This window comes from Polynucleobacter sp. 35-46-11, from assembly GCF_002281105.1.
The window spans coordinates 1-5729 of record NZ_NCFJ01000133.1; the positions used below are offsets into that span (position 1 = coordinate 1).

Here is a 5729-nt window from a genome sequence, read left to right on the forward strand (position 1 = left end):
TCGAAGAAGGCTTTTTTGTTATCGACGATACTCATATTTATTTAGCTTCTCAAGATCGATTATGGCAGACGTCTACAAGACCGTTTTAATTGGCCAATCGGCCGACCGCATGTATGGCTTAGTCACCGACGTTGCGCGCTACCCTGAGTTCCTGCCCTGGTGTGGCGGGGTGGAAATTTTTGAGCAATCTGATACTGTTTTAGATGCCAAAATCAATATCCACTTTAAGGGTATTAATCAGTACTTTCATACTCGAAACATCAATCACCGCCCTGAAACCATTGATATGGTCTTTGTGGATGGTCCTTTCAAGCATTTTTCTGGGCAGTGGAACTTTATCCCCCTCAAGGAAGATGCCTGCAAGGTGGAATTCAAGCTCCATTGGGAGTTCAAGAGCGTCATCCTAGACAAGATCATTGGCCCGGTATTCGGCCATATCGCAGGTACCTTTGTGGATTGCTTCGTTAAGCGAGCTGAAGACCTCTATGGCTAATCAGTCTATGGAGATTCTGATTTGTGATGCCCGCCTAGGTGAGCCCAAATTAAATCCCTTCACACTCCATTTATCACCCTCCGAAGCTCCAACAGTGGGCCTAGCCCTGGTTAAAGCCGGAATCGCCCAGGGCTCCGATGATCCTATCTTGGTCAGAAAAGGCTGTTTTGGCGTCTTTGGCAAGCGCAAGGATTGGGATAGCCCTATTTATGAAGGTGACCGTCTGGAACTGTATTCACCCCTACTGGTGGACCCTAAAGCTGTGCGCCGCAAGAGGGCTAACCAGAAGCAAGATGCCAAATTCCAGGCTGCTGCAGCTAAAAGAAAGGCTAGGAGGCTATAATCGGTTTTTGCGACTAGGGGTTTTGCATGCGACTCATTCAAAAAGCACTCACTTTTGACGATGTGCTCCTTGTACCGGCTTATTCTTCGGTACTCCCTCGAGATGCCAGCTTGGCAAGTAAGTTAACTCGAGATATTTCACTCAATACACCTTTGGTGTCCGCAGCGATGGATACTGTCACTGAAGGCCGCTTGGCAATTGCCATGGCCAGCGAAGGTGGCATTGGTATTGTTCATAAAAATCTCAAGCCTGCTGAACAGGCTAGGGAAGTGGCTAAGGTCAAACGTTACGAGTCTGGCATTTTGCGTGACCCCATTACGGTGAGCCCCGATGCCACACTAGGTCAAGTTATTCAACTTTCTCGTGAGCATGGCTTTTCTGGATTCCCGGTGCTGACTGGTAAAGAAGTGGTGGGCATTATTACCAACCGCGACTTACGCTTTGAAGAAGACTTGTATGCGCCGGTCAAAACTAAGATGACTCCACGTGAGCACTTGATTACAGTTAAAGAGGGTTGCTCTCTAGAAGAGGCAAAGCGCTTAATGAGTCAGCATCGCTTAGAGCGCGTGCTGGTGGTTAACGACAAGTTTGAATTGCGCGGCCTCATCACTGTTAAAGATATTTTGAAAGCCACTGAGCATCCAAATGCTTGTAAAGATAGCGAAGGTAAATTGCGCGTTGGCGCTGCTGTCGGCGTAGGTCCTGATAACGATGAGCGCATTGAGCTCTTAGTTCGCGCAGGCGTTGATGTGATTGTGGTGGATACCGCTCACGGCCATAGCCAAGGCGTATTAGATCGCGTTAAGTGGGTCAAGAAAAATTATCCTCATGTACAAGTGATTGGCGGAAATATTGCTACCGGCGATGCCGCTAGAGCATTGGCTGACCATGGTGCTGATGGCGTTAAGGTAGGTATTGGCCCAGGCTCTATTTGTACAACTCGTATTGTTGCGGGTGTAGGTGTTCCTCAAATTAGCGCGATTGTGAATGTGGCTGCCGCACTCAAAGGTACAGGCATTCCTTTAATTGCTGACGGTGGCGTGCGTTACTCAGGTGACGTCGCTAAAGCCTTAGCTGCTGGTGCAAGCTCTGTCATGATGGGCGGCATGTTTGCTGGCACTGAAGAAGCTCCTGGTGAGGTATTCCTGTATCAAGGTCGCTCCTACAAGAGCTATCGCGGCATGGGTTCCTTAGGCGCGATGGCCGATGGTTCTGCTGATCGTTATTTCCAAAGCGACATTAGTGCAGCGAATGCCGAGAAGTTGGTGCCAGAAGGCATTGAAGGTCAAGTTCCTTACAAAGGTAGCGTCCTTGCCATCTTGCATCAACTGACTGGCGGTATTCGTTCGTCAATGGGTTACTTGGGTTGCAAAACGATTGATGAACTTCATGAGAAAGCGAATTTCGTGGAAATCACTTCAGCGGGTGTACGCGAGTCACACGTTCATGATGTGAAGATCACTAAGGAAGCGCCCAATTACCATATTGATTAACGAGTAAACAAAAGCTGAAATTAAGGCTGAATTAAAGACTGATCCTTTCGTGCACGACAAAATACTGATTCTCGACTTTGGTTCACAAGTCACCCAATTAATTGCCCGACGCGTGCGTGATGCCCGCGTCTATTCTGAAATCCATCCTTACGATTGCGATCCAGAATTCATTCGCAAATTTATTCAAGAGCAGGGTGGTAAGGGAATCATTCTTTCCGGTGGACCAAGCTCGGTTACAGAAGAGGGAAGTCCTCGTGCACCACAAATCGTTTTTGAATTAGGTGTTCCTGTTCTCGGTATTTGCTATGGCATGCAAACTATGGCGACTCAACTCGGTGGTGCCGTTGCTTCCGCTGAATCTTTGGGTAAAGCGCGTGAGTTCGGCTACTCAGAAGTGCGCGCCCATGGCCATACCAATTTGCTCAAAGGTATTCAGGACTTCTCCACTAGCGAAGGCCACGGCATTCTGAAAGTGTGGATGAGTCATGGTGATTCAGTTACTACACTACCACCAGCATTTAAGTTAATGGCTTCAACAGAGTCTTGTCCGATTGCGGGTATGGCTGACGAAGAGCGTCGTTTCTATGCATTCCAATTCCATCCTGAAGTCACTCACACCTTGCAAGGTGAGGCTATCTTGGCTCGCTTTGTCCATGAGATTTGCAAGTGCAATCCAGACTGGGTAATGGGTGACTATATTAGCGAAGCAGTTGAGCATATTCGCAAGCAAGTTGGCGAGGAAGAAGTTATTCTCGGTTTGTCTGGCGGCGTTGACTCTAGTGTGGCTGCCGCATTAATCCATCGTGCGATTGGTGAGCAGCTGACTTGCGTATTTGTTGATCATGGCTTGCTTCGTTTAAACGAAGGCGACATGGTGATGGAAATGTTTGCCCGTAACCTCGGTGTCAAAGTCATTCGCGTGGATGCCAAAGAGAAATTTATGTCTGAGCTGGCTGGCGTCGCTGATCCAGAGGCCAAGCGCAAAATTATTGGCAAAGAATTCGTTGAGATTTTCCAGGCTGAGTCTGGCAAGATCGAAAATGCCAAGTGGCTTGCTCAAGGAACTATTTACCCAGACGTCATTGAGTCTGCTGGTAAGGGTAAGAAAGGCGCGCATACGATTAAGAGTCATCACAATGTGGGTGGCTTGCCTGAAGATATGCATCTGAAGTTGCTTGAGCCATTACGTGAATTATTTAAAGATGAAGTGCGCGAACTCGGCGTTGCCTTAGGTTTGCCGCGTGAGATGGTCTATCGCCATCCTTTCCCAGGGCCTGGTCTTGGTGTTCGCATCTTGGGTGAAGTGAAATCAGAATTTGCCGACTTACTGCAACGGGCTGACGCGATCTTTATTGAAGAGCTACGCAATACGATTGATGAAGCTAGTCAAAAATCTTGGTATGACCTTACCAGTCAGGCATTTGCCGTTTTCTTACCAGTTAAGTCTGTCGGTGTAATGGGCGACGGTAGAACCTACGAATACGTTGTTGCCCTCAGAGCAGTGCAAACGCAAGACTTTATGACTGCGCACTGGGCTCACTTGCCACATGAGTTACTGGGTAAGGTATCCAATCGCATTATTAATGAAGTACGCGGCATTAATCGCGTGGTCTACGACATTAGCGGAAAACCTCCTGCAACTATCGAGTGGGAGTGAAAACACGATTGTAAGTCCTTGATTTTAAAGGAAATGCTAGTGGCACAAAAGTTGCACACAACTCACTAAGCCGTTGTAATTATTATAAATTTAATTTACAGTAGTTGAAATAGTTACACATTTTTGTAGCTATGAAATTAGACAGCTACACGTAAATTAAATGCCAACTAAAAAAGTTAAAACTAACGGAACAGAGATTGTTGTATTTGAAGACGCTGTTATTTACAAGCGTGGAGAGTATTGGCAATTTAGGTTGTGGCTTACTAAAGAACGTAAGTATGTGCGTTTGAGCTTGAATACGACTAACTTAAACACAGCTAAAGAAGAAGCTAAGAAGCACTACTACGACATTAAAGCTAAGGAATATGCTGGTGCTAATTACTTTAGTAAAACAACTAAGTGGGGCGTAGAAAAATACTTAGACTATAGAGCTACGGAAATTGGCTTGGTTATTACTAAAGGTAGATTTAGCACAATAAAAACACACTTAGAACATTGGCTTGATTACATTGGGCGTGATGTTAAGTTAAGGGAATTAGGGATTGAGGCTTGTAAAGATTACTATACAAAAAGACAAGAGGGTTTAGGTAAAAAGCAAACAGTTAGTCCCACAACTGTAGAAAACGAGCAAGCTACGATTAACGCAATGATGAAGTGGCTATTTAAGAAAAACGAAACAAGAATTAATAGTTTTGAATTTACTAAGTTAAAGCGTGTAGATAGAGGTGATGAAAGTTTAAGACGCAATAGCTTTACAGATGATGAGATTAGCGATGTGCGTGATGAATTAGCGAAATATATTGCAGATGCACAGCAAAATATTAATGAAACTGGTAACTTGGTTAAAGCTATTGCTGGTTACTACTTAATGATTAGCTTAATGTTTGGATTGCGTAGAGGTGAACAAATACAGTTAGAGTGGCGTGACCACGAAGTGTTTGAACACAAGGTTGCTGGTAAAGATTATGGATTAGTAAAGCTAACAATTAGAGGTGAAACAAGTAAGGTTAATAAAACACGCAGGATTGTTGAAAAAGATATTGGGTATTTTGAAGATTTATTTAATTTGCAATACCCACGCATCACAGCACTACAAAAACTTAAAGATAAAAAAGAGCAGATTGCTTTTGGTAATACATTGGTGTTTAGTGTGAATGGTGAAAAGCCAATCAGTAATCGTGCCATAGCTTATCACTTTGACAAAATAATGAAATTGGCAAAGGTTAATAACTTAGCTAAACGCAACATAGTGCCTTATAGCTTCAGACACTATTACATTACAAGTAAAGTTAATAGTGGATTAGTGCCAACATCAGTCGCAGAAATAGCTGGCACAAGCACAACACAAATCGAAAATACGTATTACCACACGACAGACGCTAAGTTAATTGCTAATGCATTTGCTGGTTATACGCTTAAAGACGGTATGCTTATTCCAAACTAACATTAGCAATAGTCTGTCTCGCCTTAGCAATCTTCTGTCTATCCCTTTCAGCCTTTAATGCTTTCGTACTAGCATCCTTTTGTCTCTTAAGTACGTCAATCCGTGCTTGTTGTGGAGTGGGAGGCTTAATTGCAGTAATTTCAAGTATCTTCATAGTACTAAAGTTGTGTTGGTTGATGGGGCACATTGCCACTTCCAAATATTGTTTGAAATAATTTATATGCTTGCGCTTGATTTTGCGCATACAAAATAGTCTCAACCCACATACCACTCGCATTCACAATCGCTTTATATCGTCT

The 5729-nt window shown here is 44.2% G+C and carries 5 protein-coding genes; all 5 read left to right on the top strand.

The genetic code is table 11. From position 1 onward, the window contains the following. The first annotated feature begins 61 nt into the window (after positions 1 to 61). Positions 62 to 493 (top strand): type II toxin-antitoxin system RatA family toxin, encoded by a 432-nt coding sequence (locus B7Y67_RS09890; RefSeq protein WP_293598501.1) that lies wholly within the window; start codon positions 62 to 64, stop codon positions 491 to 493. After that, entirely contained in the window at positions 486 to 836 is a 351-nt protein-coding gene (locus B7Y67_RS09895; RefSeq protein ID WP_293598502.1) for an RnfH family protein, read from the top strand. The genes B7Y67_RS09890 and B7Y67_RS09895 overlap by 8 nt, the downstream gene beginning before the upstream one ends. A gap of 26 nt (positions 837 to 862) precedes the next feature. Next, positions 863 to 2329, top strand: coding sequence for an IMP dehydrogenase (guaB, locus tag B7Y67_RS09900; RefSeq protein ID WP_293598503.1), 1467 nt, complete (start codon positions 863 to 865; stop codon positions 2327 to 2329). A gap of 49 nt (positions 2330 to 2378) precedes the next feature. Then, positions 2379 to 3986, top strand: coding sequence for a glutamine-hydrolyzing GMP synthase (gene guaA, locus B7Y67_RS09905; RefSeq protein WP_293598504.1), 1608 nt, complete (start codon positions 2379 to 2381; stop codon positions 3984 to 3986). A gap of 160 nt (positions 3987 to 4146) precedes the next feature. Continuing rightward, on the top strand, positions 4147 to 5430 hold the full coding sequence (locus tag B7Y67_RS09910) for a tyrosine-type recombinase/integrase (protein ID WP_293598505.1): 1284 nt from the start codon (positions 4147 to 4149) through the stop codon (positions 5428 to 5430). Positions 5431 to 5729: the final 299 nt, after the last annotated feature.